At 39.0% G+C, this 25,671-nt stretch carries 21 protein-coding genes; 11 read left to right on the top strand and 10 right to left on the bottom strand.

The window, feature by feature from the left end:
• Positions 1–240: 240 nt before the first annotated feature.
• Positions 241–3,036: a bifunctional aconitate hydratase 2/2-methylisocitrate dehydratase gene (locus BI291_RS08430; RefSeq protein ID WP_074498308.1), complete on the top strand. Its 2,796-nt coding sequence runs from the start codon at positions 241–243 to the stop codon at positions 3,034–3,036.
• A gap of 200 nt (positions 3,037–3,236) precedes the next feature.
• On the opposite strand, the gene BI291_RS08425 is transcribed toward BI291_RS08430, so the two are convergent.
• From BI291_RS08425 to ampD, 7 genes are all read right to left on the bottom strand, one after another.
• On the bottom strand, positions 3,237–3,566 hold the full coding sequence (locus BI291_RS08425; protein WP_074498307.1) for a hypothetical protein: 330 nt from the start codon (positions 3,564–3,566) through the stop codon (positions 3,237–3,239).
• A gap of 133 nt (positions 3,567–3,699) precedes the next feature.
• Complete coding sequence (lpdA, locus tag BI291_RS08420) at positions 3,700–5,130, bottom strand: dihydrolipoyl dehydrogenase (RefSeq protein ID WP_074498306.1); 1,431 nt, start codon at positions 5,128–5,130, stop codon at positions 3,700–3,702.
• Positions 5,131–5,329: 199 nt separating this feature from the next.
• On the bottom strand, positions 5,330–7,012 hold the full coding sequence (aceF, locus tag BI291_RS08415; RefSeq protein WP_074498305.1) for a dihydrolipoyllysine-residue acetyltransferase: 1,683 nt from the start codon (positions 7,010–7,012) through the stop codon (positions 5,330–5,332).
• 21 nt (positions 7,013–7,033) lie between these two features.
• On the bottom strand, positions 7,034–9,712 hold the full coding sequence (gene aceE / locus BI291_RS08410) for a pyruvate dehydrogenase (acetyl-transferring), homodimeric type (protein ID WP_074498304.1): 2,679 nt from the start codon (positions 9,710–9,712) through the stop codon (positions 7,034–7,036).
• A 145-nt stretch (positions 9,713–9,857) separates the two neighbouring features.
• Positions 9,858–10,613, bottom strand: coding sequence for a pyruvate dehydrogenase complex transcriptional repressor PdhR (gene pdhR / locus BI291_RS08405; protein WP_217693817.1), 756 nt, complete (start codon positions 10,611–10,613; stop codon positions 9,858–9,860).
• 335 nt (positions 10,614–10,948) lie between these two features.
• Positions 10,949–11,899, bottom strand: coding sequence for a beta-lactamase regulator AmpE (gene ampE / locus BI291_RS08400; protein ID WP_074498298.1), 951 nt, complete (start codon positions 11,897–11,899; stop codon positions 10,949–10,951).
• 113 nt (positions 11,900–12,012) lie between these two features.
• Positions 12,013–12,603: a 1,6-anhydro-N-acetylmuramyl-L-alanine amidase AmpD gene (gene ampD / locus BI291_RS08395; protein WP_074498296.1), complete on the bottom strand. Its 591-nt coding sequence runs from the start codon at positions 12,601–12,603 to the stop codon at positions 12,013–12,015.
• 66 nt (positions 12,604–12,669) lie between these two features.
• Here ampD and BI291_RS08390 point away from each other — a divergent pair, with 66 nt between their 5' ends.
• The 10 genes from BI291_RS08390 (at position 12,670) to yacG (ending at position 21,132) form a co-directional block, all read left to right on the top strand.
• Complete coding sequence (locus BI291_RS08390) at positions 12,670–13,191, top strand: TIGR02281 family clan AA aspartic protease (protein WP_074498293.1); 522 nt, start codon at positions 12,670–12,672, stop codon at positions 13,189–13,191.
• Between the two features lie 12 nt (positions 13,192–13,203).
• Positions 13,204–14,103: a carboxylating nicotinate-nucleotide diphosphorylase gene (gene nadC / locus BI291_RS08385; protein WP_074498290.1), complete on the top strand. Its 900-nt coding sequence runs from the start codon at positions 13,204–13,206 to the stop codon at positions 14,101–14,103.
• A 328-nt stretch (positions 14,104–14,431) separates the two neighbouring features.
• Entirely contained in the window at positions 14,432–14,857 is a 426-nt protein-coding gene (locus tag BI291_RS08380; RefSeq protein WP_074498342.1) for a prepilin-type N-terminal cleavage/methylation domain-containing protein, read from the top strand.
• Positions 14,858–14,892: 35 nt separating this feature from the next.
• A complete protein-coding gene (locus BI291_RS08375; RefSeq protein ID WP_074498287.1) occupies positions 14,893–15,306 on the top strand; it encodes a prepilin-type N-terminal cleavage/methylation domain-containing protein in 414 nt (137 codons plus the stop codon).
• 155 nt (positions 15,307–15,461) lie between these two features.
• On the top strand, positions 15,462–17,168 hold the full coding sequence (pilB, locus tag BI291_RS08370) for a type IV-A pilus assembly ATPase PilB (protein WP_074498284.1): 1,707 nt from the start codon (positions 15,462–15,464) through the stop codon (positions 17,166–17,168).
• A 31-nt stretch (positions 17,169–17,199) separates the two neighbouring features.
• Positions 17,200–18,447: a type II secretion system F family protein gene (locus BI291_RS08365; RefSeq protein ID WP_074498281.1), complete on the top strand. Its 1,248-nt coding sequence runs from the start codon at positions 17,200–17,202 to the stop codon at positions 18,445–18,447.
• Positions 18,448–18,517: 70 nt separating this feature from the next.
• The gene (locus tag BI291_RS08360) at positions 18,518–19,402 is read left to right on the top strand and encodes an A24 family peptidase (protein ID WP_217693815.1); all 885 of its coding nucleotides are present in this window, start codon (positions 18,518–18,520) and stop codon (positions 19,400–19,402) included.
• A complete protein-coding gene (gene coaE, locus BI291_RS08355; protein ID WP_074498279.1) occupies positions 19,402–20,007 on the top strand; it encodes a dephospho-CoA kinase in 606 nt (201 codons plus the stop codon). The genes BI291_RS08360 and coaE overlap by 1 nt, the downstream gene beginning before the upstream one ends.
• A gap of 78 nt (positions 20,008–20,085) precedes the next feature.
• Positions 20,086–20,832 carry a cell division protein ZapD gene (gene zapD, locus BI291_RS08350; RefSeq protein ID WP_074498277.1) on the top strand — a complete coding sequence of 249 codons (747 nt, stop codon included), beginning with the start codon at positions 20,086–20,088 and terminating at the stop codon, positions 20,830–20,832.
• A gap of 63 nt (positions 20,833–20,895) precedes the next feature.
• Positions 20,896–21,132, top strand: a complete 237-nt coding sequence (gene yacG, locus BI291_RS08345) for a DNA gyrase inhibitor YacG (RefSeq protein WP_074498274.1) — start codon at positions 20,896–20,898, stop codon at positions 21,130–21,132.
• Between the two features lie 107 nt (positions 21,133–21,239).
• Here the strand turns inward: yacG and mutT are convergent, their stop codons facing one another.
• The 3 genes from mutT to BI291_RS08330 form a co-directional block, all read right to left on the bottom strand.
• Positions 21,240–21,656 carry an 8-oxo-dGTP diphosphatase MutT gene (mutT, locus tag BI291_RS08340; RefSeq protein ID WP_074498271.1) on the bottom strand — a complete coding sequence of 139 codons (417 nt, stop codon included), beginning with the start codon at positions 21,654–21,656 and terminating at the stop codon, positions 21,240–21,242.
• Between the two features lie 73 nt (positions 21,657–21,729).
• Positions 21,730–24,429: a preprotein translocase subunit SecA gene (gene secA, locus BI291_RS08335; protein ID WP_074498268.1), complete on the bottom strand. Its 2,700-nt coding sequence runs from the start codon at positions 24,427–24,429 to the stop codon at positions 21,730–21,732.
• Positions 24,430–24,775: 346 nt separating this feature from the next.
• Entirely contained in the window at positions 24,776–25,630 is an 855-nt protein-coding gene (locus BI291_RS08330; protein WP_254849550.1) for a M23 family metallopeptidase, read from the bottom strand.
• Positions 25,631–25,671: the final 41 nt, after the last annotated feature.

The following is a 25,671-nucleotide window of genomic DNA, read 5'->3' as shown; positions in this document are numbered from 1 at the left end:
ATGGTTAACTGATCTAAATCTAAGCGATTAAGGTAGCTTAATTATAAAGCCGGGCTAGCTGTATTGTTTTGTGGATAATACAACCATTATAACTAAGGTTTCTATTAACTATAAATATGATGAATGGCGTTTATTGCCGCAAGGGATTCGAAGTAAGGCAAAAATCAGGTAAACTATAGGCAATTAATTGTCTGCTGATTTTAAGTTATTGGCAAATTAAAAAGCTAAAGAGAGTATTAAATGAGTCTTTATTTAGAATATATCAAAGAAATTGAAAGCCGTAAGGCCGATTTAGGTCTAGCGCCTAAGCCTATCGATAGTGCAGAGTTATTATCAGAAATCATCGCACAAATTAAAGATCAAAACCATGAGCACCGTGAAGATTCATTAAACTTCTTCATTTACAATACATTGCCAGGCACAACTAGCGCTGCTGGTGTAAAAGCAAAATTCTTAAAAGAGATTATTCTCGGCCAAGAATCTGTAGCCGAAATTACACCGGAATTTGCATTCGAACTACTTTCTCATATGAAAGGTGGCCCTTCAATTGAAGTATTACTTGATCTAGCATTAAGTGACGATACAACTGTTTCAACACCTGCTGCAGAAGTATTAAAAATCCAAGTATTCCTCTATGAAGCAGACACTTCACGTTTACAAGTTGCTTACAAAAAAGGTAACACGATAGCAAAAGACATTTTAGAAAGTTACGCCAAAGCGGAGTTTTTCACAAAACTGCCTGAGATTGACGAAAAAATTGATGTTGTGACCTATATCGCTGGTGAAGGTGATATCTCGACAGATTTACTTTCTCCTGGTCATCAAGCTCACTCACGTGCTGACCGTGAATTACACGGCAAATGTATGATCACACCAGAAGCTCAAGATGAAATTAAAGCATTACAAGCTAAATACCCTAATGCAAAAGTTATGCTTATTGCCGAAAAAGGTACGATGGGTGTTGGCTCGTCACGTATGTCAGGTGTTAATAACGTGGCTCTTTGGGCGGGCGAGCAAGCATCTCCATACGTTCCATTCATTAATATCGCACCTGTTGTTGCTGGAACTAACGGTATAGCGCCTATTTTCTTAACCACGGTTGATGTAACGGGTGGTATTGGTCTTGACCTTAAAAACTGGGTGAAGAAAGTAGATGCAAACGGTAATACGGTTACTGACGCTAATGGTGACCCAATTTTAGAAGAAGCATACTCAGTTGCAACCGGCACTGTGTTAACTATAGATACAAAAGCTAAAAAGCTTTACAAAGGTGATGAAGAGTTAGTCGATGTATCTTCTGCGTTTACTCCACAAAAAATGGAATTCATGAAAGCAGGTGGCTCTTATGCGGTTACCTTTGGTAAGAAGCTTCAAACACTTGCTGCTGCAACATTAGGTATTGATATACCACAAGTTTACGCACCGTCAAAAGAAATTTCACACGAAGGCCAAGGCTTAACAGCCGTAGAAAAAATCTTTAACCGCAATGCGGTAGGTGTGATATCTGATACACCGCTTCACGCCGGCTCGAACGTTCGTGTTAAAGTGAATATTGTTGGTTCTCAAGATACAACTGGGCCAATGACCTGTCAGGAACTAGAAGCAATGGCTGCTTCTACGATTTCACCGTTAGTCGATGGTGCTTACCAGTCTGGTTGTCACACAGCATCTGTATGGGATAGTAAAGCACAAGCAAACATTCCTAAGTTAATGAGCTTTATGAATAACTTTGGCCTTATTACCGCGCGTGATCCAAAAGGTGTTTATCATGCAATGACGGATGTTATCCATAAAGTATTAAATGACATTACGATAGATGATCGCGCCATTATTATTGGCGGTGATTCACATACGCGTATGTCTAAGGGTGTCGCATTTGGTGCTGATTCAGGTACCGTTGCTATCGCACTTGCTACTGGTGAGTCAGCAATGCCAATTCCTGATTCTGTTAAAGTAGTCTTTAAAGGTAAAATGAAGTCGCACATGGACTTCCGTGATGTTGTTCACGCTACGCAAGCACAGATGCTTAAACAATTTGGTGGAGAAAACGTATTCCAAGGTCGTATTATTGAAGTACACATTGGCACTCTTATGGCTGACCAAGCATTTACGTTTACTGATTGGACGGCAGAGATGAAAGCGAAAGCTTCTATCTGTATCTCAAACAATGAAACCCTAATTCAATCAATTGAGCTTGCCAAGAGCCGCATCCAAATCATGATCAACAAGGGTATGGAAAATGAAGCGGGTATGTTAGCAGGCTTAATGGCGCTAGCAGACAAACGTATTGAAGAAATTAAAACAGGCGCTCAACCTGCTCTATCACCAGATGATAATGCGAAATACTATGCCGAAGTTACTGTCGATTTAGATGCGATTTCTGAGCCGATGATTGCTGACCCTGATGTAAACAACGAAGACGTATCTAAGCGCTACACACATGATGTTATTCGCCCTGTTTCATACTACAAAAACAAGTCTGTCGATTTAGGATTTGTTGGTTCTTGTATGGTGCACAAAGGTGACATGCAAATCATTGCACAAATGTTACGTAATCTTGAAAAGAAAAATGGCTCTATTGAATTTAAAGCGCCATTAGTTGTTGCGCCACCAACTTATAACATTGTTGATGAATTAAAAGCAGAAGGTGATTGGGAAGTATTAGAAAAATACTCTGGTTTTGTTTTTGACGATAACAAACCAAAAGGTGAAGCACGTACTAAATATGACAATATTCTTTATCTTGAGCGCCCAGGCTGTAACTTATGCATGGGTAACCAAGAAAAGGCTGAACCAGGTGATACTGTAATTGCTACATCAACACGTTTGTTCCAAGGCCGTGTAGTAGCAGATACAACTGAGAAAAAGGGTGAATCACTTCTTGGTTCAACACCACTTGTAGTTCTTTCTACGGTATTGGGTCGCTTCCCAACAATGGACGAGTACACTGCTGCTGTTGAAGGCATCGATTTAACGAACTTTGAACCACCAACAGAAGAAATGAGTACTAAGTACATTCCTGTTAAAGCGGTTTAGTATGTTATTAAAATAAAAAAGGGTTGCTATTTAGCAACCCTTTTTTAATGCCTTACGATTATTAACACCCTTCCCACTTAAGTGCTTTATTTATTTTGACGTAATTAATTATATGAACCTGTGCCCTATCAAACTATGTAAAATGAAAGGCCTAATACTCATCAAAAATTCTATTAAGATAGAAGTACACAAAGTACAGTCTATTTCGATGGACACTCAACATTTGCAGCTAAGGAAGGAAGGATATAGTTTGGGTGTGCAAGGCGATCATCATATTCTTCTACACCTCTTAAAATTTCAATTTTAAAGCCATAAGATTTACATACATCTAAAGATTTTCTAACCAGAAAAGTTGCTAAACGATTAAAAGGAACCTTCTCTTGTGCACGAACAACAATATTAAGTCGTCCATCATCTAAGGTCGTTTGTTCAAAATGAACGCCATGATCAAAGTCAAACTGACTATTCGACTGACTGCTTGCGCAACCCGCCAGCGTTATTAACAAACTGATCATAAAGTATTTAACCATACGTATTCACACCTTAATTTATAAAAATAACCTAATAAAGAATAGCAAAAAGCCAGCGAATTCGCTGGCTTTTATTATTGTACTAGATAATACGCCTATTAATACAAAGCGCTAATCTATATACTTTTATTTGTTATTTCTTTTTCTTAACCGCTTTCGGGTTAGGTAAGTCAGTAATTGAACCTTCGAAAATTTCAGCTGCAAGGCCAATTGATTCATTTAACGTTGGGTGAGCATGAATGGTTAAACCCACATCTTCTGCATCAGCGCCCATTTCAACCGCTAAACAAATTTCACCTAGCATTTCACCCGCATTAATACCGACAATAGCACCACCAAGTACACGACCTGTTTCTTTTTCAAAGATCATTTTGGTTTTACCTTCAGTACGTGCTGAAGCAATAGCGCGACCAGAAGCAGCCCACGGAAAGTTAGCTGTTTCAATGTTTAAACCTTGCTCTTTCGCTTCACGCTCTGTAACACCAACCCACGCCATTTCAGGATCAGTGTAAGCGATTGAAGGAATACAACGCGGATCAAATACGTGCTTTTTACCTGCAATAACTTCAGCAGCTACATGTGCTTCATGAACTGCTTTATGTGCAAGCATTGGTTGACCAACTACATCACCTATAGCAAAAATGTTATTTACATTAGTACGTAACTCATTTGATACATTGATAAAGCCACGCTCATCAACATTTACACCTGCTTTATCAGCAGCAACTAAATGACCGTTTGGCTTACGACCAACTGCCACTAAAATTTTATCATAACGTACTTGTTTTTCAGGCGCATTCTTACCTTCAAACGTTACGTACAAACCATCATCTTTCGCGTCTACAGCAACAACTTTTGTTGAAAGCATGATGTTGAATTTCTTTTTATTGTACTTAGTGTAAACCTGAACAATGTCTTTATCTGCTGCTGGTACTAATTGATCGGCAAATTCAACGACAGATACATTAGAGCCCAGTGCTTTATATACTGTACCCATCTCTAAGCCGATAATACCGCCACCAAGTACAAGTAATTCTTCCGGAACATCTTCAAGCTCTAGTGCACCTGTTGAATCAATAACACGTGGGTCATCATTTGGAATAAACGGTAAATCAATTACTGAAGAACCACAGGCAATAATCGCGTTATCAAAATTAATGGTGGTTTTACCATCGGCACCTTCAACTTCAATTGCTTTGTCTGACGTAAATTTACCAAAGCCTGTTACGGTTTTAACTTTACGTGCTTTAGACATTCCGCCTAAACCACCAGTTAATTGACCAATTACGTCTTCTTTCCAACTACGAATTTTATCTAAATCAATTTCTGGTTTACCAAAGGTAACACCGTGCGAAGCCATTGCTGCTGCGTCATCGATTACTTTTGCAACATGAAGTAATGCTTTTGAAGGAATACACCCTACATTCAAACATACACCACCTAATGTTTCGCGGCTTTCAACCAATACGACATCTAGGCCTAAATCAGCAGCACGGAATGCCGCTGAGTAACCGCCAGGACCTGCACCTAAAACTACTACTTGAGTTTTAATTTCGTTACTCATGCTAACCTCAATTAACTTGTTGTTTAGTCACTTGCCACTTATAAAAATTAAAGCCACAAGTATTTATTCATTTGATTTTTCTGGCTCGAAGTTTACTCAAACTCGAGGTAAATCGCCATCTTTTATCTAACTTTCTAAGACCAAAGTAGCAGAAAGTAATCAACATTATTGCTGATTACTTTCTTTTTTCACTTTATCTTTATAAAATAAGTTTGCGAATATCACTCATTACCGATGCTAAGTGAACCGTAAACCGAGCCGCTAAAGCGCCGTCAATTACACGGTGATCATAAGACATCGAAAGCGGTAACATTAGCTTAGGCTCAAAGTCTTTACCATTCCACTTTGGTTTCATTTCAGATTTAGATACGCCCAAAATAGCAACCTCTGGTGCATTAACGATCGGCGTAAATGCCGTACCACCAATACCACCTAAACTTGAAATGGTAAAACAACCACCTTGCATATCAGCAGCCTTCAGTTTACCTTCGCGTGCTTTGCCACTAATTTCCAGCAACTCTTTTGACAGTTCGTAAATACCTTTTTTATCAACATCACGCACTACCGGTACAACCAAACCATTAGGCGTATCAACGGCAACACCAATGTGAATGTACTTTTTCAAAATCAAGCTTTCGCCGTCTTCACTTAAACTCGCGTTAAAGGTTGGGAACGCTCTTAGCGCATCTGCTGCAGCTTTCATAATGAAAACAAGTGGGGTAATTTTAAAGCCTAATTTTTGCTTTTCACAAACAACATTTTGTTCCTTACGGAACGCTTCAACATTCGTGATATCAGCTTCGTCAAATTGAGTAACATGTGGAATCGTTACCCAGTTCTTGTGTAAAAACGGCCCTGATATTTTTTGAATGCGTGACAGTTCTTTCGTTTCAATTTCACCAAACTTAGAAAAATCAACCGGCTTACTTGCAACAACTTGCAAGCCACCGGAACCACTAGCGACAGCATTTGAACCAGTGGCTTTAGGGCGCGACAATTCATATTTCACATAAGATTGAACATCTTCTTTTAAAATACGATCTTTTCGGCCAGTACCTTTAACTAAGGTTAAGTCAACACCAAACTCACGCGCTAAACGACGAATTGACGGCGATGCATATACTTTACCAGTAGATTTAAACTCACCCGCTGAAGGGTGATGAGGTACAGGTGCTGCTTTTTTCTTACCTTCGGATTTTGCTTCAGCTGGTTTTTCATCTGCAGGTTCAGATGCTTTTGGTTCCTCTATTGCTGCAGGCGCACCACTGTTGGTTTCAAGCTTCACAACAAGTGCGCCTTTACCTACTTTATCACCAACACTAATACTAACTTCTTTAACAATACCAGCATGTGACGAAGGCACATCCATCGTCGCTTTATCTGTTTCTAGTGTGATCAAGCCGTCTTCTTCTTGAACTTCATCGCCAACGGAAACAAGCACATCGATAACATCAACTTCGCCATCTTCACCGATATCAGGTACTACAACATCAACAACTTCGCTACCACCAGATGACGGTTTAGACTCTGACTTAGCTTCTTTTTCAGGTTCAGATTCAGAACTAGCATCATCTTCAGCTTTTTCTTCCGATTCAGCGCTATCTTCTTCTTGCGCGGCATCATCATCAGTTGCGTCACTGTCGCCCGCAACTTTTAGTTCACCTATTACATCACCTTCTTTAATTTTGTCACCAACACTGACACTAAGTGATGTTAACTCGCCTGCCATCGGTGCAGGTATATCCATTGACGCTTTATCGGTTTCAACAGTAACAATACCTTCATCAGCTTCTATTGAGTCACCTTCAGCAACACAGATCTCAATGATTTCAACTTCTTCGCCGCCTACATCTGGGACTAGAATTTTTTGAACATCAGACATAATCTTCTCCTCTAGTCTTAATTATGCGTAAAGCGGGTTAAGTTTTTCAGTATCAATATCAAAACGCTTAATTGCTTCTGTCACAACTTTACGTTCAATATCACCTCTGTTGGCTAATTCATATAATGATGCAACGACAATGTACGCTGCATTCACTTCGAAATGACGACGTAAATTAGCGCGGCTATCAGAACGACCAAAACCATCCGTACCTAAACAGCGATATTCGGTATCGATAAATGCCCGTACTTGGTCTGAATACGCTTTCACATAATCAGTAGCGGCAATAGCCGGACCGGCCTCTTTCGTGATCACTTGTGTAATATAAGGCACTTTTGCCTCAGCTTCTGGGTTAAGCATATTGTCACGTGTTGTCGCTTGGCCTTCACGCGCTAATTCATTAAATGAAGTGACAGAATATACATCAGAAGAAATACTGTAATCATTGGCCAATATTTGTGCCGCTTCACGTACTTGCAGTAAAATTGTACCTGACCCCATTAATTGCACATTGGCTTTAGCAGATTTTGCTTCTACGCGTTCTAGCTGGTAAATACCTTTTATGATCTTCTCAGCAATGTCTTTATCTTCTGGCAAAGCTGGGTGTTGATAGTTTTCATTCATTAACGTTAAGTAATAGAAAACATTTTCATTTTCTTCGTACATACGACGTAAACCATCTTGTACCACCACGGCAACTTCATAACCATAGGTTGGATCATAAGTTACACAGTTAGGAATTAAACCTGCTTGAACATGTGAATGACCATCTTGATGCTGTAAGCCTTCACCGTTAAGCGTTGTTCTACCTGCTGTAGCACCTAATAAGAAACCACGCGCTTGAGAATCACCTGCAGCCCATGCTAAATCACCAACACGTTGGAAACCAAACATTGAATAATAGATATAAAATGGGATGGTCGTTGCGTTACAAGTTGAATAAGAAGTACCAGAAGCAACCCATGAAGCCATTGCACCTAGCTCATTAATACCTTCTTGTAAAACTTGGCCTTTTTTATCTTCACGATAATAAGCAACTTGATCCGCATCTTGTGGAATATATTTTTGACCTTCGTTAGCATAAATACCTACTTGGCGGAATAAACCTTCCATACCAAAAGTACGCGCTTCATCAGGAATAATTGGCACAACACGTTTACCAATTTTTTTATCTTTTAATAAGGCATTCAACACTCGTACGAATGTCATTGTTGATGATACTTCGCGATCACCAGAACCTTTTGTAATAGCATCGAATGCTTTTAACGATGGAATTTCTAATTGTTCATCAGCTTGCACTCGACGTGCCGGTAATGAACCGCCTAATGCTTCTCTGCGAGCACGCATGTACTGCATTTCAGGGCTGTCTTCATCAAATTTAAAGAAGGGTAACTCTTCAATTTGGTCATCGCCAATGGGCATATTGAAGCGGTCACGGTATTGCTTGATTGACTCAATGTCCATTTTCTTAACATTGTGTGCAACGTTTTGCGCTTCACCTGACTGCCCTAAACCAAAACCTTTTACCGTTTTTGCAAGAATAACCGTTGGACGGCCTTTAGTATTAATCGCTTTTTCATAAGCGGCATATACTTTAACAGGATCATGACCACCACGGTTTAAACGCCAGATATCTTCATCTGACATATTTGCCACCATCGCTGATGTTTCAGGATATTTATCAAAGAACTTCTCGCGAGTATATTTACCGCCTTTCGCTTTACAGTTTTGATATTCACCATCAACGGTTTCATTCATTAGCTGAACTAATTTACCAGAAGTATCACGCGCAATTAATGGATCCCAATAAGAACCCCAAATCACTTTAATCACTTCCCAACCAGCACCTCGGAAGGTACCTTCTAGTTCTTGAATAATTTTTCCGTTACCACGAACAGGGCCATCTAAACGTTGTAAATTACAGTTAATTACAAACGTTAAGTTATCTAAGCCTTCACGAGAAGCTAAGCCAATGGCACCTAATGATTCTGGCTCATCACACTCACCGTCACCCAAAAAGCAATAGACGCGTTGCTCAGAACAATCTTTGATACCACGATCAGTTAAGTATTTAAGAAAACGAGCGGTATAGATTGCTTGTAATGGACCTAAGCCCATAGATACCGTTGGAAACTGCCAAAAGTCATCCATTAAGTGAGGATGAGGATATGAAGAAAGGCCCTTGCCATCAACTTCTTGACGGAAGTTCGCCATTTGTTCTTCAGTTAAGCGCCCTTCTAAAAAGGCACGCGCATAAATACCCGGAGAAATATGACCTTGAGCGAAAATAAAGTCACCACCATTTTCAGGTGTTGCCGCTTTAAAGAAGTGATTAAAACCTACATCATAAAGTGTTGCTGAAGAAGCAAAAGAACCAATATGACCACCAAGTTCTAAATCTTTTTTCGAAGCACGTAATACTAAAGCCATCGCATTCCAGCGAATTGCAGCACGTATACGTTGCTCAATGGTTTGGTCCGCAGGCATGTGAGGTTCTTGCCCTGGAGGAATAGTGTTTACATACGCTGTAGTTGCATCAAACGGTAAGTGTGTGCCACTACGGCGCGCTTGATCAATTAGCTTCTCTAATAAGAAATGAGCGCGTTCTGGACCTTCATTTTCCAAAACTGCTTCCATTGATTCAATCCACTCTTGTGTTTCTAATGAATCAATATCCATGTTTTCTGGGAGCTCAGACATAGTATTACTTAGTCTCCGATATGTTATTTATAAATGTAAAATTTTTAGATTAACGATTATTCTTATTATTGCTCGTGGTAAATTCAACGAGTAATAAACAAATAAGCATGAACCTGCTAACTTCTTAATCTTATACCTTCACGGTTTAAATTCGCTGCATTCGACGAATTGAACGTTCCATACGGCTTTGTTCTTCAGTCAAATTCAGTAAAACTTCTTCAATAAACGCTAAATGTCGATGGCTTGCGCCCCACGCCTTTTGCGGTTGTCCGCTCAATATTGCGTCGAGTAAGCGTGTTCTATATTCAGCAATCTTGGCAAATATATCCGGACGCTGCGCCAAAATTGTTAGGTTTTTTTCAATATTATCAATCACTAAAAGCGACATACTTCGGGCTAAATGTAAAATAACACCATTGTGCGACGCAGCACATATTGCTAAATAAAACTCGTATACTGCCGCAGCTTCTTCATGGTAATCCTGCTCAATTTGCGCATTACCAATGGCTTCATGTTTCGCTTTAATCAGCTCATAATCAGCAGCGGTACCGCGCATTGCCGCGTAATAAGCTGACATACCTTCAATACCATGACGAAATTCTAATAAATCAAATTGTGCTTCATTACTGCTTGCCATTAAGTCAAACAGCGGATCAGAAAAACCCTTTAAAATTTGTTCACTAACAAACGTGCCACCACCTTGGCGACGATTAATTAAGCCTTTCGCTTCTAGTTTTTGTATCGCTTCTCTTAATGAGGGGCGTGACACATCAAACTGTTTCGCCAGCTCACGTTCAGGCGGTAGTTTTTGGCCCGCTTTTAAACTTCCTTCTAAAATCATAGTTTCCAATTGTGATTGAATCACATCAGAAAGTTTTGCCTGCTTTAGTGGCTGTTTGATGTTAGGAAGCACCATAAATATCCATCTTATACAAAATATTATCACGCAAATTTGTACTATTCTAGATCAAAAAAACACGTGGTAAATTGGTAATACCAATATAGAAACTGATGTAAAAATAACAAACAACAACAACAATGTAAATAGAACATAGCTTAGTTGCCGAAAAAAACAACAGTAACTATTCACTAAAATCACATGATAATAATAAAGAGTTGAGTCTCTAAAAGGTGGAAAAAATTAATGTAAAGAAGCCTTTAAATAAAACAATTAAAGGCTTAGCAAGAAAGCAAAGGAATGAGTAGACAAAGTTAATTAACTATAAATTCAACAAGTTAGCTAATTACGCCTGTCAGTATTAAAATAGCGACAACCGCTAAACATAATAAAAGTGTTCGTTTAGCTAACCTTACCAATAAACAAGGCTCAGCAGTGCAGTCGTCTTTATCTATCATTAAGTCTTCTGACTTTTGCGCAACACTGATCAAAACTTTATGTGGTAATTTTTCAACATCAAAAAAGTTTTCTAACCATATAGGTAAAGCTTTTGAAAAATGGCCAACCAGCATATAGCCAAAAGCCACTATTCTGACTGGCAACCAATCAACAATGAAAAGTAACGTTTCATTAAAACTTTTAACTTGGGGTTGATCGTCATCACATGATTGCTCTTCATTCGTTGGTGGCGTACTTTCTTGCGTTATCGTCTCTTGAGCATCAGTGGGGGTAGTATTTTGTAATTCCGCCCTCATTAAACTTTCTTTTCGCTCATGCTGGCACTTTGGCGATTCATTCAGTTTAGTGAGCAAACGGTAAAATAAAGCACCTGGTGCGCCAAACAATACAAAGAAGATCATAATGGCAATAAAATATCGATAATTTAACCACACTAAGGATTGACCAAAGCCAAGTTCGGGTAAATTCTTATCTTGAGTCAGTTGTTGATGATACAAGCTGCACGTTGTTTGTTCGCCTCGGAATGCCGCCATCAAATATTGTTTATAGGTGTCTCGTGTTTTAACACAACCAAAACAAACAATTAGCACCAAAGTAGAAACAATTAAATGCAATATACCGTCACTAATAATGCTTAATACCGCATAACAAAGCACTGTAGGGACCAAAATAAAAATACCATTAGCCATCATTGAACGCTGTGGGGCTGCTAGTGCTTTAATTTTTTTAAACAGGGTTAAATAACGTTGGTAATAAACACTAAATTGCCATGCTGATGAAGAAAGAAATTTCTCTGCAGCTAAGGCAATTAATAAACTGATCAAGCTCATGTTTGCTTCCATTTTTAATTGTTGTTGCTGAACACTAGAAACTGTAAGTGTTCAATAAAGTTTATACTTTACTACTATTGAACAATGTTAACGAATTGTGACTAGAATAGCACCTAAATTACGCGAGTAGACAGGTTAAGTAACGATTTATAACGTTGCCAATCAAACGCTGGGCCTGGATCTGTTTTTCGTTCAGGTGCTATATCACAATGCCCAGTAATATTTGCATTGATTCGCTGGTAGTTAGATTTCAGCACTTTTGTTAATTCCGCTAAACGAAAATATTGTTCGTCTGTATAAGGAGTGTTGTCGGTACCTTCTAACTCTATACCAATAGAAAAGTCATTACATTTTGATTTTCCTTGGTACTCAGAAACCCCAGCATGCCAAGCACGATGATCAAAAGAAACATACTGTATTATGTGTCCATCACGCCTAATCAAGCAATGCGCTGATACCCGTAATTGGTATATTTCGTTAAAGCTAGCGTGAGCATGCTTATCCAGCTGACCTAAAAATAAATCGGTTATATATGGGCCACCAAATTCCCCAGCGGGTAATGAAATGTTATGAATCACTAACAAACTGATATCTTTTGGCAGGCAGTGTTCACGCAAATCAAAATGCGGTGACTCACATTTTTCCGCCGCCGAATACCAACCCTTTACAATCTTATGTTCACTTTGCGATAGTGAATCAGTCATAATCATCTTACAATATAGATGCACATTTAAACGCATCATACTGCGACACGGGAGTGATTTAAAGTTTTGAACCAGAAAACACCACCTGAAATTGGCTTTGCAAAATATTTTGTTTGGGTAGCTTGGATAATCGCTATTGGCTTACTTGTTTTTTTCTTTCAAGATATACTCGATAAACAATGGAACCCTAATAGTTCACCGGAATTTCGGCTGTCTAATACTGGTAAAGCCGAAGTCATTTTAGCACAAAATAGAGCTGGGCATTATGTCGTTAAAGGCACTATTAACGGAAAGCCCGTGACTTTTTTATTAGACACTGGCGCTACCAATGTCTCTATTCCGGCGCATATTGCAGACAATCTCAATTTAACCAGTACAGGTAGCCACATTGCCCAAACTGCGAATGGCAACGTACGAGTATTTGCAACAACACTCAATGAACTCAGCATCGGTAACCTTTTTCTATACGATGTAAGCGCTAGCATCAATCCAGGAATGAAATCAGATGAAATTCTATTAGGCATGAGCGCACTGAAACAGGTAGAATTCAATCAATATGGCAACCAACTTACTTTAAAAGAAAGATAAGAGACTTTTTTCATGTTTTCTGCGCAATTAACAACTGATATTAATCAAGCGGTCACTCGCTCCTTGTGTGAAGATCTTGGTGTAAATACACTTAATGATATTACTTCATCTGCTGATATTACCGCTGAACTTATCCCTGCTAATGAACAATCTGTTGCCACAGTGATCACACGTGAAGACTGTGTTATTTGTGGCGTAGAATGGGTAAATCAAGTTTTCGAACAACTTGATAGTGTATTAGCTGACAGTGCAGCACAAAACACTGAAATTACTTGGTTTGTTAACGACGGCCAAACAGTAAAAGCAAACACCACTTTATTTGAACTCAAAGGTAACGCAAGAATCTTATTGACAGGTGAGCGTACAGCGTTGAATTTTCTACAGTCTTTATCTGCTACTTCAACGGTTACTGCAAAGTACGTTGAGCGGCTATCTGGCACAAAAACTAAATTACTTGATACACGAAAAACCATTCCTGGGCTGAGATTAGCGCAAAAATATGCGGTGACTTGTGGTGGCGGTGTAAACCATCGTATCGGCTTATTTGATGCATTCTTAATTAAAGAAAACCACATAGCTGCCTGTGGAGGCATCACTAAAGCAATAAGCACTGCACGCCAAAACCACCCATCAAAAACCGTTGAAGTAGAAGTTGAAGGTATAGAAGAGCTTACCGAAGCATTAACTGCACAAGCCGACATAATTATGTTAGATAATTTTACGCCAGAGATGATAGAGCAAGCGGTAACCTTGACACAAAAAATATCTGCAGGGAAAACGAAATTAGAAGTATCAGGTAACATGACCTTTGATACCTTAACCACTTATGCAAAATCTGGCGTTGATTTTATTTCAGTAGGTGCCATCACTAAGCATGTTAATGCTATTGACCTTTCAATGCGCTTTGTCTAATTGTCTACCACACTAAAACATATCAATACTCAAATGCCACTGTTCATACTTTTAGCAAAGTATGAACAGTGCGTTAGTTTACCAGTTTAAACATTATCGTTAATAACACAGTGACCTCACAACAAAAACCAACCATTATTAATCTTCAAAATATGAACTTATTACTGATTTAATTCGTTAACAACTTGTTAAAAATCAGCCTGATTTAGTACAAAAAAGCCAATCTTAAAAAAAATTAACAAAAAATCGCACACAATATTTTACATTTCTCATTTTTTGGCGCAGTATGAATTTAGCCCCCGTAATAACTAGTATGGATTTACTTATTATGAAAAAGACACTACAAAACATTTTAACTGCCAAAAAAGGCCAAAAAGGTTTTACTTTAATTGAATTGATGATTGTTGTGGCAATCATTGGTATTTTGGCTGCCGTTGCGCTGCCAGCTTATCAAACCTACTCTGATCGCGCAGCGTTTTCAGAAGTAGTACTAGCAGTAACACCATACAAAAGTGCATTCGAAGTTGCTGCACAAACTGGCAGAATCAATGCGTTAGCAGATGCAGATCACGGCACAAACGGTATTCCTGCTGCTGCTGGTGCGAGTGGTGAGGTAGCAAGTGTTACTGTTGTTGATGGATTGATTACAGCCACTGACGTAAACGGTGTAACATATACCATGTTGCCAGGCGGTGTAGCTGCGCCAATTCAGTGGACTCCTGGCGGTACGTGCCAAGCGGCTGGTTTATGTTAATCAGTTAATAAGCTCCTACGGGAGCTTCTTGCATAATGAAAAAACTAAATAGCGGTTTTACCTTAATTGAATTAATGATTGTAGTAGCAATCATAGGTATTTTAGCCGCTATTGCTATCCCTGCCTTTCAAACTTATTCTGACCGTGCACGCTTTGCAACAGTTGTTGCCGCTGCCGATCCAGCACGAAAATTAATCGATATTTGCGTGCAAACCGATATGGTAGCAGATTGCAGTACTTTACCTGAAAAACCTGAATGGTCAGCAACAACGTTAGTTGATACAGTCACCTTTTCTGGCAATGCTACTCAAATAACCATTACCGTCACACCAGATAATATTGGTGGTATTACTTCTGGCGATACCTACATTTTAATCGGCAATGTAACCGGCGGAAGAGTACTATGGACAAACGGTACAGGTGGTTGTATTGCTTCAGGGCTTTGTTAATATATTGAACTAACAAACACTTAGCTACTTAAAAAGATAATAAAGTTATTAAAAGATCCTATTTTCTCATAAAAATTTTTTCCTGTTTTGTGTTTGTGAACAAAAATGCGTTACACTGTTGAATAATAATATAAATTTAATGTAACCAAGGTGTTATGAAAGGACTGCATCAACAATCAAGCGTTTTGTCTGCTTTGTCTAAGCATGATTTAGTGCCGACTGAAATGGTCGAGAAAATCAGTGCAGATTTTATTCAACAATCAAAACCTTTTGTACGCTTTCTTGTTGAAGATAAACATTATAACGCACAAAACATTGCCACTATATTATCAAGAAGCTTTGGTTACCCATTAATTGATCTAGCACATTTTGATACCAGCCTTGTTCCCGAAGGTATTCGTAACGAAAAGCTCATTCGAAAACACAATGCCCTCCCCTTATTTTTACGCGGAAAAGTGCTTTATGTTGCCATTTCAGATCCAACAAATTTAGATGCCTTAGAAGAAATTCAGTTTAATACCGGCTTTACCACTGAATTAGTACTGGTTGATGAAAAAGCACTACACAACTGTATTGAAAAGGTATTAGAAGAAGAAAGCGGTGCGCTTGATATCAGTGATATTGATACCGAAGAATTATCGGGTATCGATGTTCAAGAAGAACGCAACGATGATGAAGATACCGCAACAGGCGATAAAGAAGATGCGCCTATTGTAGTGTATATTAATAAAATACTATTGGATGCCATCAAAAAAGGGGCATCTGATTTACATTTCGAACCCTATGAAAAATCTTATCGTATTCGTTTTCGGGTTGATGGTATTTTAACTGAAGTTGCCAAGCCGCCAATTGCATTGTCTTCTCGCATGGCGGCTCGTTTAAAAGTAATGTCTAAATTAGATATTGCAGAACGACGTGTACCGCAAGATGGTCGCATAAAGCTGGCATTATCAAAAAGAAAATCAATCGATTTTCGTGTTTCTACCCTACCTACGATGTGGGGCGAAAAAATAGTAATGCGTATTCTAGATTCATCTAGTGCCATGCTCGGCATAGATATGCTCGGCTATGAACCTGAACAAAAACAAATATACATGGACGCCTTAGCTCAACCACAAGGCATGATATTAGTCACAGGGCCTACGGGTTCAGGTAAAACAGTTTCACTATATACTGGCCTTAATATTCTCAACACCGCAGAGCGTAATATTTCTACTGCAGAAGATCCGGTGGAAATTAACTTAGAAGGTATTAACCAAGTTCAAATAAATACCAAAGCAGGGTTAACGTTTCCTAGTGCGTTACGTTCATTTTTACGCCAAGATCCAGACATAGTCATGGTGGGTGAAATACGAGATCTAGAAACCGCAGAAATTGCCATAAAAGCGGCGCAAACGGGCCATTTGGTACTTTCAACGTTACACACAAACTCTGCCGCAGAAACCTTAACTCGGCTATTAAACATGGGCGTTCCTTCTTATAACGTGGCGAGCTCTGTCACAATTATCATTGCACAACGTTTAGCAAGAAGATTATGCACACAATGTAAAGAAGAGGAACATATCCCTGAGCCTGAGCTGCTAAATCAAGGCTTTCTCCCTGAACAGCTAAATGATATTACCTTGTTTAAGCCTGTCGGCTGTGATCAGTGCACAGGTGGCTATAAAGGCCGTGTGGGTATTTATGAAGTAATTCGCATTAACGAGCGTATATCCAGCATCATAATGGAAGGTGGTAATTCTTTAGATATTGCCGCACAATGTCAAAAAGAAGGCTTTAACAATTTACGGCAATCTGGGTTGAAAAAAGCCATGCAAGGCGTAACCAGTTTAGAAGAAGTAAACCGTGTAACGAATTCATAGCAACAACACTCAGCGATAGCAGGAATAGTGTATGGCAGTGTCAGCAACAAAAGCAAAAGTAGCCGCGCCTAAAGCGTTAGATGTCTTTATATGGCATGGCGTAAACCGTAAAGGCAAAAAAGTTAATGGCGAACTTTCCGCTGTTAATATGATGGAGCTTAAAGCACAACTTCGCAAACAAGGTATTACTCCTGGCCGCGTTAAAAAGAAACCTAAACCACTATTTGGCTTAGGCGGTGATAAGGCCATTACACCTGCCGATATTGCTGTTGTTACTCGACAAATTGCCACAATGCTTGGCGCTGGCGTACCGTTAGTGCAAACCATCGAGATGATAGGCAAAGGCCATAACAACGGTAAAATGCAAAAATTACTCGGTGATGTCGGTAATAAGCTACAGTCGGGCATTCCGCTTTCAGAATGTTTAAGAGAGCACCCGCGTTATTTCGATGACTTGTATTGCGACCTTGTTAATTCAGGTGAACAATCAGGCTCACTAGAGACCATTTACGACCGCATCGCGACTTATAAAGAAAAAGCAGAAGCATTAAAAGCAAAAATTAAAAAAGCCATGACCTACCCTATTGCGGTATTAGTGGTTGCCGCCGTTGTTACATCTATCTTATTAATTTTTGTTGTGCCAGTTTTTAAAGAAATTTTTGATAGTTTTGGTGCAGAACTTCCTGCCTTTACCCTTATGGTGATAGGTATATCAGAGTTTATGCAGGCTTATTGGTATATTGGTTTAGGCATATTATTTGGAGCAGGTTTTCTGTTCAAAAGAGCCCATAGAAATAGCCTAAAATTTAGAGATACCGTTGATAAAAATATTTTAAAAATTCCAGTCATTGGTGACTTACTACAAAAAGCAGCTGTGGCTCGCTATGCACGCACATTATCAACCACATTTGCCGCCGGTGTACCTTTACCTGATGCGTTAGAGTCTGCCGCAGGTGCCTCAGGCAATGCAGTATTTCGTGACGCTATTTTAGATATCCGCGCAGAAGTTTCTTCTGGTATGCAGATGAACTTAGCCATGCGTAATTGTAATATTTTTCCTGACATGGTGATTCAAATGGTAGCGATTGGCGAAGAGTCAGGTGCTGTTGATGATATGCTAGCTAAAGTAGCTACGGTGTACGAACAGCAAGTAGACGATGCGGTAGATTCATTAACCAGTTTACTCGAGCCAATGATCATGGCGGTATTAGGTGTCGTTATTGGTGGTTTAATTATCGCGATGTACTTACCTATTTTCCAAATCGGTCAAGTGGTGTAGTCACTCGTTAGTTTTCTTTTCAAAAGCATTCGCTTACACTGTCTCTAGATTTTATTAAGGCAGTGTCATTGTGTTAGAAAATTTTCAATTATTGTTTTCCACCTCCCCAGTTAGCTTTTACATTACCGTTGGTATTTTAGGCTTATTAATTGGTAGCTTTTTAAATGTGGTGATTTACCGCTTACCCAAAATGTTAGAACAAACTTGGTACCAAGAGTGTAGAGAATTTTTAGCTGACGAGCTCAGCACTAAGCCTGTAAAAGAACAACAACCAATAACTTTATCAAGCCCTGCATCCACTTGCCCACATTGTCAGCACAAAATACGCTTTTACGAAAACATCCCAGTGATCAGTTGGCTTGTATTACGCGGTAAATGCAGCCAATGTAAACAAAAAATTTCGGCAAGATATCCAAGTATTGAAATAACCACCTCGTTATTAAGCATCGTTGTGGCTGTTCATTTTGGTGTTACCGCGAGCACACTAGCCGTATTACTATTAACATGGGGGCTAATATGTCTAACCATGATCGATTTTGACCATATGTTACTGCCCGATCAAATCACTTATCCTTTATTATGGTTAGGACTGTTGATTAATATCAACGGCTTGATTGTTCCCTTAGATGAAGCGGTTATTGGCGCAGTTGCCGGTTACTTAAGCTTATACAGCGTTTTTTGGTTGTTTAAATTAATAACGGGTAAAGAAGGCATGGGACACGGTGACTTTAAGCTCATTGCAGTATTTGGCGCATGGATGGGGTGGCAATTACTCCCCTTATTAATTTTGATGTCTTCTGCCGTTGGCGCTATCGTTGGCATTGCATTAATGCTTTTTAAAGGCCACGGGCGTGAGCAAGCAATACCTTTTGGTCCATACATTGCTGTCGCCGGCTGGGTATGTTTATTATGGGGGCAAGCTATCTGGCAATGGTACCTTGACCTATTACTATAATGGCGGCATTAGTTATCGGCTTAACAGGCGGCATCGGAAGCGGAAAAACCACTGTATCTGATCAGCTAGCCCAATATGGCATTGATATTATTGATGCCGATATTGTTGCTCGTGAAATAGTGGCTAAAGGCAGTGATGCGTTAAATAAAATCGAGGCACATTTTGGCCACTCAATTCTCAACAAAGATAAGTCTCTAAACCGAAGTGCGTTAAGATCGTTAATCTTCCAACATGAAGATGAAAAACAATGGCTAAACAGCTTATTGCACCCACTCATTAGGCAGCAATTACTCGACAAACTGGCGGCCGCACAAAGTGAATACGTGGTACTTTCTGCACCGCTATTATTTGAAAATGGTTTGGATAAATATACTGATCGCACGTTATTGATTGATATAGAACAAGACGCGCAAATTTCCCGTAGTGTAAAACGAGACAACAGTAACGAAACACAAATTCGCGCAATAATTAATAGTCAAATGCCTCGAACAGAAAAGTGTTTGCTTGCTGATGACATAATCAGTAACACTAGCCTGACGTTTTCACAACTGAATGAAAAAGTTCAAGAAATTCACCTAAAATACTTAGAATTAGCAAAGAATTAAAACTATTTCCCTAAAAAATTAGCCATTTAATTTATGTATGGTTAAGATAAGCGGTTAGATTCCCAGTAAAAAGTGATTATGACTAGCATTTTATACGAACACCCTTTGAACGAACGGATCAGAAACTATTTAAAGCTCGAGCAATTATTTGCTCAAGTGGAGGAGTGTTTAACGCTAGACATATCATTAAGTCACCAAGTATTTTTCAACGCATTATTTGCTATTCTCGATACTCTAGAAAGAAACGACATACGTGGTGACTTAATAAAAGATTTAGAAAAGTTAGAACAAAACCTTGTCGTTTGGTCTAAATCTCCAGACATTGATAACAGTGCATTACAAGATACCTTAAGAGAAACCGTTGCATTGTTAAGTCAATTAAAGTCTCCTTCACCGCAGTGGTTGCAGCTTAAAGATGATAAATTTCTTGCTACACTCAAACAGCGTTTTGCTATGCAAGGAGGCAGCTCTAGCTTTGATTTACCACAACTTCGATTTTGGTTAGTTCAACCAGAGCAACAAACGCGTGAGCAACAGTCAGTGTGGCTCTCATTGCTTGAGAACATGTATCAAGCGCTTGCTTTAATTCTCAAGTTTATCCGCCAACGTGGATCTTATGAACAAATAAATACCAATAATGGTTTTTTTCAAGAAAGTGGTGACGGGTTATTGCTGTTAAGGATGAAAGTACCTGAAGGCGCGGAGTACTATCCAACAGTTAGTGGTAACCGTATTCGGTATTCCATTCGATTTATGTGTCCATGTGAACAAACTGGTCGTAAGTACTGTGATTTAGCGATACCCTTTGAGTTAGCCCGCTGCTAAACCATCTGTTATATCAATTACAAAATCTACTGTTATAATACGCATTTTTTATGGGAGGAATAAATGACCATAAACGTGAATTGCCCAACCTGTCAAAAAGACGTAATTTGGCAAGCATCAAGTAAATTTAGACCTTTTTGCAGCGAGCGCTGTCGCTTAATTGATCTTGGCGATTGGGCCGACGAAAATCATAAAATCACTCAACCCATTCAGCAAGATGTTCCTCTGACTGAAGAAATGATCGACCAACTCGAAGAAGAAGTATTACAACACAGCAAATTTTTCATCGAACCCGAATGATAATTGAGCATAACCAGCGGTTACCCTGTTCACTTATTGCAGTAGTTTAGCGTTATTAATGCCAAGCTATTTCATAGGTTTGAAACTTGGCATTTAGGCATGGCTATTCACTGATTGTTGCTTTGAAACCAAGCAACCACAGCATCAATAATCGCTTCATTTGCCTTAGGGAACTCAAGGGTTTTTAGTGCTTCTACTTGATACCAACCTTCACCTTGGCCTTCTTGAGCACAAGGTTCACCTTGGTAATTATCAATAATATACACGTCAAGCAATACACTTTTATCACCGTAGTCATGTGATACCTTAATTAACGGGATGCATGATAGTACATCAATCGCTATTTCTTCTTGTAGTTCTCTATACAGTGCTCCAGCAACACTTTCACCTTGTTCAACTTTACCACCCGGAAATTCCCATTTACCGCCTTGATGCGCGTTGTTGAGGCGTTTAGTTAGAAATATTTGATCGCCATTGATAATAACACCTACGGCAACATGAACTTGTTTTACCTTTGTACTCATCTTATTTACTCAAAATTAGCCATTAAAAAGGGCTTTAAAAAAGCCCTTTTATTCAAATATCAATAATGTGTGCTTAGCTTAACTTGCCATGACATTGTTTATACTTTTTACCTGAACCACAGGGACAAGGTTCATTACGACCAACTCGTGGTATCGCGTTTTCACTTGCCGGTTCACTTGCTGATTCATGAGTAAAAGCTTTAGGTGCTTCGTCTGATTTTCTGTGTTGCTCTTCAACGGCTTCAACATCAGATTCAGCTTGAATTCTTACTTTGCTTAAAATTCCAATTACATCATGTTTAAGGTTATCTAGCATCTCTGAAAACAGTTCAAACGACTCACGTTTGTATTCTTGCTTAGGATTTTTTTGCGCATAACCACGTAAGCCAATACCTTGTCTTAAATGATCCATCGCTGCTAAATGTTCTTTCCAATGTGAATCTAAACTTTGTAACATCACGGCTTTTTCAAATTGACGCAATACATCAGGGCCAACCATTTCTTCTTTTGTTTGATACTCTTGTTCAATGGTCTCAAGAATTTTCTCACGTAACGTTTCTTCGTGCAGTTTTGTGTCTTCTTCAAGCCATTGAGCAATTGGCATTTCAACCGCAAAGTCACCTTTTAAGCGCTCTTCTAACCCTGGAATATCCCACATTTCTTCAAGAGATTGTGGCGGAATATGTTGTTCAATAACGCTATTAACAACATCAGTTCTAATATTAGCAATCACTTCTTTAATGTCTGCTTCATCCATTAATTCATTGCGTTGCTCATAAATAACTTTACGTTGATCATTCGCTACATCATCAAATTCTAATAGTTGCTTACGAATGTCAAAGTTGCGACCTTCAACTTTACGTTGAGCATTTTCAATGCTCTTTGTCACCCAAGGGTGTTCAATTGCTTCGCCACGTTCCATGCCTAATTTACGCATCATATTAGTAATACGTTCAGAGGCGAAAATTCGCATTAACGAATCTTCCATCGAAAGATAAAAACGTGTAGAACCTGGATCACCTTGACGACCCGAGCGACCACGTAATTGGTTATCAATACGGCGTGATTCATGACGTTCTGTTGCGACAATATGTAAGCCGCCTAACTCAAGTACTTTATCGTGTTCTTCCTGCCATTCTTCTTTTACTTTGGCAATTTTTTCTTCACTTGGATTTTTAAGCGCTGCAATGGCAGAGTCTAAATTACCGCCTAAAACGATATCTGTACCACGACCCGCCATATTAGTGGCAATTGTTACTGCGCCAACTTTACCTGCTTGAGCTACTATGTCAGCCTCTTCCTGGTGAAATTTAGCATTCAACACTTTATGTTTAATTTTAGCTTTTTTCAAAAATGAAGATAGAAATTCAGAGGTTTCGATACTAATGGTACCAACAAGTACTGGCTGGCCTCGTTTCACACAATCTTGAATATCTTCTAAAATTGCTTCAAATTTTTCTTCTGCCGTTAAATAAATCAAGTCAGCCATGTCTTTTCGCACCATTGGCTGGTTGGTTGGAATAACCACAGTTTCTAAACTATAAATATGATTAAACTCAAAAGCTTCGGTATCCGCAGTACCTGTCATACCTGAAAGTTTGGTATAAATACGGAAAAAGTTTTGGAAGGTAATTGATGCTAATGTTTGGTTTTCATTTTGAATATTTACCCCTTCTTTCGCTTCTACAGCTTGGTGTAAACCTTCTGACCAGCGACGGCCTTCCATCGTACGACCCGTGTGTTCGTCAACAATAATGATCTCATCATCTTTAACAATATAATCAACATCTTTTTGGAACAACTTGTGCGCGCGCAGTGCAGCCATTACATGATGTAATAACGTAATATTACTTGCAGAGAATAATGAATCGCCTTCTTCAATTAAGCCTTTTTCTTGCAATATTTGCTCAATACGAATTTGACCACGTTCCGTTAAATAAATTTGTTTAGCTTTTTCATCAACGGTAAAGTCACCTTCAACAAAATCGGCAGATTGACCGGTTTCTTCATCTTTGTCTTCTTCACTTTGTATATCAAGTGTTGGCACTAATTCATTGATTGAACGATATAGTTCAGAACTATCTTCTGCTGCCCCAGAAATAATCAATGGTGTACGCGCTTCATCAATTAAAATTGAGTCAACTTCATCAACAACAGCAAAGTTTAACGGTTTTTGTACCCGTTCTTCAGGAGAGAATGCCATGTTATCGCGAAGATAATCAAAACCAAATTCGTTATTGGTACCATAGGTAACATCAGCTTCGTATGCAGCTTTTTTATCAGGAGGAGACATACCAGGTATATTGCAACCAACCGTCAATCCTAAAAATTCAAATAATGGACGAGACCAGTCAGCATCACGCTTTGCTAGGTAATCATTGACCGTAACAACATGAACGCCCTTACCAGTTAATGCATTTAGATACGAGGGTAAGGTTGCTGTAAGTGTTTTACCTTCACCGGTTCGCATCTCAGCAACTTTACCGTCATTAAGCACCATACCACCGATCATCTGTACATCGAAATGACGCATGCCAAACACACGTTTACTTGCTTCACGCACAACAGCAAACGCTTCTGGCAATATAGCATCTAACGTTTCATTGTTTGATAATCGGGTTTTAAACTCAGCAGTTTTTGCTTTTAGTTCTTCGTCGCTCAACGCTTCGATAGCTGGTTCTAAGGCATTTATTTTTTCTACTTCTTTGCGCATTTGTTTGATAAGTCGATCATTACGACTACCAAACAGCTTTGTCATTAACTTTACAAACATCTCGTATAACCATTGTTAGAAGAAAATTCTTCAGCTGATAAAAATAAAAGTGATCGGTCTAAGCCGATCACCAGAAACTTACATTTTACTAGGACAAATTGAATTTTACTGTGCACATTTCACTCACGTTGATGATTTTACCTTCACACTGATTAAATTCGTGGTAAATAGCATGCCATCAATCGTTAATAAACTGGAGTTTAATTGCCCTGTTATTTGTATTTACTTGTCAGTAATTCTGCATTATCGCATGTTTACGTAGAAAAACTACCTACCTAGTACATTGCTTGTCAGAAAGCGTGATAAATATCATACAACCTATGCAATCATTCAATACATCTTAACTCTATTTTGCTTTGCGATAGACATATTTAATGGGATCAATTTGCTTATTATTACGCAAGATTTCATAATGTACGTGCGGTCCAGTGGAACGCCCTGTACTTCCCATCCGTGCAATAACTTGCCCTTTACTCACTACGTCGCCAATCTTCACTAAAATCTCTTTATTATGGCCATAGCGTGTTTTTAATCCCTTACCGTGATTAATTTCGATTAAATTACCATAACCGTAACGACGGCTAGCCCAAGATACAACGCCTGCGGCTGTGGCAATAATTTCAGCATCTTCTTTACCAGCGAAATCAACCCCTTTATGCATCGCAGGTCTTCCTGTAAAAGGGTCTTTACGCGTACCAAAATACGACGAAAGCCACCCTTTTGTGATAGGACGACCGGATAAATAACTGGTATTTTCTATATGGTGACCTAACGTCAAAGATTCAAGCAAGTTCAATTGTTTTTCTTCAAACGCTAGTGATGATTCAACACTTGTAATGTCTGCAAGCAACTCTGCTAAGGTTTTAGTTTGACTAGAAAGCGTTTGTTCTATGGGGCCACCACTAGGAGGTAAGTCTTGAAAATTAAATTCTTTCGCGGGAATATTCGCTTCTTCTGCAAGACGATCACCTAAAGCATTAAGCCTTAATACTTGGCTCTGTAATTCAGCTAATTTCATGGTAAGTGCCGTGACCTGTTGTTTACTTACCGTTAATGCTTCAGGCTCTTTAGTGGGAGATTTAACGGTAAATGTTGAACTGTTAGGCACTGCATCGGCAGACATAAAAAGGTGAACAACAAAACCAGAAATAATGGCAAATACCGTAATAGCAGACAACCAATGAAATTTATTAAGCTTCATTGAGAATCTTACGTTTTTTCCTCGGTATAGTAGTGTTAAAC

The organism is Thalassotalea sp. PP2-459, assembly GCF_001913705.1.
GTDB classification, from domain to species: Bacteria; Pseudomonadota; Gammaproteobacteria; order Enterobacterales; family Alteromonadaceae; genus Thalassotalea_C; species Thalassotalea_C hakodatensis.
The sequence above is the reverse complement of the archived record's forward strand: the minus strand, read 5'-3'. Positions and strand labels throughout refer to the sequence as shown.